Source organism: Armatimonadota bacterium (assembly GCA_031459765.1).
In the GTDB taxonomy this organism is placed as follows: Bacteria; Sysuimicrobiota; Sysuimicrobiia; order Sysuimicrobiales; family Kaftiobacteriaceae; genus Kaftiobacterium; species Kaftiobacterium secundum.
In genome coordinates this window covers 1-304 of the sequence record JAVKHY010000017.1, presented here as the reverse complement: position 1 = coordinate 304, position 304 = coordinate 1, and the positions used below count along the sequence as shown (strand labels likewise).

Genomic DNA, 304 nt, shown 5'->3' with positions numbered 1-304 from the left:
TTCTACGTTGAGCGGGAGAAGTACTTTTCGGCGAGATCAACCCTGTCCCGCAAGATCGCATCCCATGGCGGCACGGCCGCCGGCGACCGGTTTGCGAGAGTCAAGGCTCAGCCTGGGATCGATCTCACGAGGACGCACAAGAAAGGCACATGGTCGATCACGAATGATCTTGGAACAGTACTGCGCGCTCTCCATGAATGTGAAGCATGAGGTGACGGGAGCAACGCGAGGGACGACCCTCAGCGAGCGAGTGCGAGTGCTGTTCCTCGCAACCCGCGATTGGCGCCATCCTCAAGCCGCGGGA

General features: G+C 60.2%; 1 protein-coding gene. It reads left to right on the top strand.

Annotated elements, in window-relative coordinates:
- Positions 1 to 210, top strand: a 210-nt coding sequence (locus tag QN141_13170; protein MDR7559427.1) for a hypothetical protein, incomplete at its 5' end; no start/stop codon positions are given.
- Positions 211 to 304: the final 94 nt, after the last annotated feature.